At 70.2% G+C, this 2,515-nt stretch carries 4 protein-coding genes and 1 tRNA gene; all 5 read left to right on the top strand.

Going from position 1 to position 2,515, the window contains the following annotated elements; translation table 11 throughout:
* Positions 1 to 73 precede the first annotated feature (73 nt).
* Positions 74 to 289 carry a DNA gyrase inhibitor YacG gene (gene yacG, locus GJV64_RS13615; RefSeq protein ID WP_164157920.1) on the top strand — a complete coding sequence of 72 codons (216 nt, stop codon included), beginning with the start codon at positions 74 to 76 and terminating at the stop codon, positions 287 to 289.
* Between the two features lie 44 nt (positions 290 to 333).
* A tRNA-Phe gene (locus GJV64_RS13610) sits at positions 334 to 408 on the top strand.
* A gap of 94 nt (positions 409 to 502) precedes the next feature.
* A complete protein-coding gene (cuyA, locus tag GJV64_RS13605; protein ID WP_164157918.1) occupies positions 503 to 1,510 on the top strand; it encodes a D-cysteate sulfo-lyase in 1,008 nt (335 codons plus the stop codon).
* A gap of 7 nt (positions 1,511 to 1,517) precedes the next feature.
* Complete coding sequence (locus GJV64_RS13600) at positions 1,518 to 1,994, top strand: VOC family protein (RefSeq protein WP_205599640.1); 477 nt, start codon at positions 1,518 to 1,520, stop codon at positions 1,992 to 1,994.
* On the top strand, positions 1,991 to 2,515 hold a 525-nt coding region (locus GJV64_RS13595; protein WP_164157914.1), incomplete at its 3' end, for an aspartate/glutamate racemase family protein. The genes GJV64_RS13600 and GJV64_RS13595, both read left to right, overlap by 4 nt.

Raw genomic sequence — 2,515 nt, 5'->3', positions numbered from 1 at the left:
CGCCCGGCGCTGACGGCCGAGCTGGCGCGGCTGACCGGCGGGCGGGTGGCTTTGGCCGAAGGAGGTGCTTCCCATGTCCAGCCCGGTTGATCCCGCATCGCCGGCGCGGGCGTGCGCCTACTGCCGCCGGCAGCCGGCGGTGGCGGCCTATCGGCCCTTCTGTTCGGCTGGCTGCCGGGCGCGCGACCTCAATGCCTGGCTGTCAGACGCCTATGCCGTGCCAGCGCGCAGTGATGAGGACGAACTTTTGCCGCCAAGCCCGCTGGACAACGACGACGAGGCTGGCTAAACGCCGGCCTCCCGCGCGGCTCACCCCGCCGCGCGCGCATGGGAGCCCGGGTAGCTCAGGGGTAGAGCAGGGGATTGAAAATCCCCGTGTCGGTGGTTCAAATCCGCCCCCGGGCACCATTTTCCGCCAGTCGCCTTGATCGATCGGCATCGCGCACTGGCCAGCGCGGATTTCGCCTTCCCTCGTCGTGCAGAATCCGCCAAGGGGCAGGCCATGCACCTCGCCCGTTTTCCCCGCCGCCGCTACACCCCTGGCTTCACTCCGCTGGAGCCGCTGCCGCGTTTGTCGGCGCTGCTGGGTGGGGCCGAGATCTGGATCAAGCGCGATGACCTGCTGGGCCTCGCCGGTGGCGGCAACAAGACCCGCAAGCTGGAGTTCCTGGTCGCCGATGCGCTGGCCCAAGGGGCCGACACGCTGATCACGGTGGGGGCGCCGCAGTCCAACCATTGCCGGCTCACCCTGGCGGCGGCCGCGAAAGAAGGCCTGGATTGCCGCCTGGTGATCGAGGAGCGGGTGCCCGGCAGCTTCAGCCCGGAGGCGCTGGGCAACAACCTGCTGTTCGACCTGATGGGCGCTGCCAATGTGCGGATGGTCAAGGCCGGCGCCGACCTTGCCGAGGAGATGGCGTTGGACGCCGCTGCCGTGAAGGCGGCCGGCGGCCACCCCTATGTCATCGTTGGGGGCGGGTCGTCGCCATTGGGCGCGCTCGGCTACGCGGCCTGCGCGCAGGAGATCATGGCCCAGGCGTTCGAGGCCGGCGTGGCCTTCGATCGCCTTGTCGTTGCGTCCGGCAGCGCCGGCACTCATGCCGGCCTGGTGGCCGGGCTGGTGGCATTGAACGCGCAGCTGCCGGTGACCGGGATCAACGTGCGCCGCCAACGCGCCGAGCAGGAAGCCAATGTGCTGAAGCTCGCGCAGGCCACGGCCGATTTCATGGGCACGCCGCAGCCGGTGGCCGACGATATCGTGGCGCTCGATGCCTGGGTTGGCCCCGGCTATTCGCTACCCACCCGCGAGATGGTGGAAGCGGTGCGGCTGCTGGCGCGCAGCGAGGGCATATTGCTCGACCCCGTCTACAGCGGGAAGGCGATGGCCGGGCTGATCGCACTGGTGCGCGAAGGCGTGCTCAAGAAGGGGGAACGCGTGCTGTTCCTGCACACCGGCGGCGCCCCCAGCCTGTCGGCTTTTGGCAGCGTGCTGCGCGATCCTGCCTTCAACTGAGGAGCGCGTGGTGGCCGGCCATCGCATCTGCCTGTGGTTCGATCGTGAGGCGCAAGCGGCGGCGCAATTCTATGCAGCGACCTTCCCGGATTCAGGGGTGCAGGCGGTGCATCGCTCCCCCGTCGATTTGCCGCACCTGGCCGCCGGTGATGTGATCACCGTCGATTTCACCGTTCTGGGCATCCCCTGCATGGGACTGAACGGCGGACCGGCCTTCGCCCAGAGCGAGGCCTTTTCCTTCCAGGTCGCCACCGAGACGCAGGCGGAGACCGATCACTATTGGAACGCCATCATTGGCAATGGCGGCACGCCCAGCGCCTGCGGCTGGTGCAAGGACCGCTGGGGCGTCAACTGGCAGATCACGCCGCGCGTGCTCACCGAGGCGACGACGGCCGGCGGCGCCGTGGCCGAACGGGCGTTCGCGGCGATGATGACGATGGGCAAGATCGACATCGCCGCCATCGAGGCTGCGGTGCGCGGTTGAGCCGCTATCGCACCATCGGCGTGATCGGCGGCATGGGGCCGGCCGCCACCGCCGATTTCCTTACCCGGCTGGTGGCCGGTGCCGAGGCGACACGCGATGCCGATCACCCGCGCGTGCTGGTGGACAGCAACCCGCAGGTGCCTGACCGCAATGCCGCGGCGCGCGGGGAGGGGGCGTCGCCTGGCCCGGCGCTGGCCGAGATGGCGCGTAGGCTGGTGGCCGGCGGCGCGCAGCTGCTCGCCATGCCCTGCAATGCCGCCCATGGCTGGTCGGACGCCATCGTGGCAGCGGTGGACGTGCCGTTCGTCTCCATGATCGAGGCCGCACTGGCCGAGGCGCTGACCCACCGGCCACAGCGCATCGGCGTGCTGGCCGTGGGGGCAACGCTGGCGCTTGATCTCTATGGCAGGGCAAGCCCGGTGCCGGTGCTGGCCGGCGACCTCGCGGTGGTGCAGCCGGCGGTTGATGCCATCAAGGCCGGCGCGCGCGATGCCGCCACGCGCGATGCGCTGGCCGGCGAG

The organism is Sandarakinorhabdus rubra (assembly GCF_010994245.1).
Lineage (GTDB): Bacteria > Pseudomonadota > Alphaproteobacteria > Sphingomonadales > Sphingomonadaceae > Sandarakinorhabdus > Sandarakinorhabdus rubra.
The sequence above is the reverse complement of the archived record's forward strand: the minus strand, read 5'-3'. Positions and strand labels throughout refer to the sequence as shown.

Excerpts from the sequence above, each read along its gene's own strand:
- yacG (WP_164157920.1), top strand. The coding sequence starts at position 74 with ATGTCCAGCCCGGTTGATCCCGCATCGCCGGCGCGGGCGTGCGCCTAC.
- cuyA (WP_164157918.1), top strand. The coding sequence starts at position 503 with ATGCACCTCGCCCGTTTTCCCCGCCGCCGCTACACCCCTGGCTTCACT.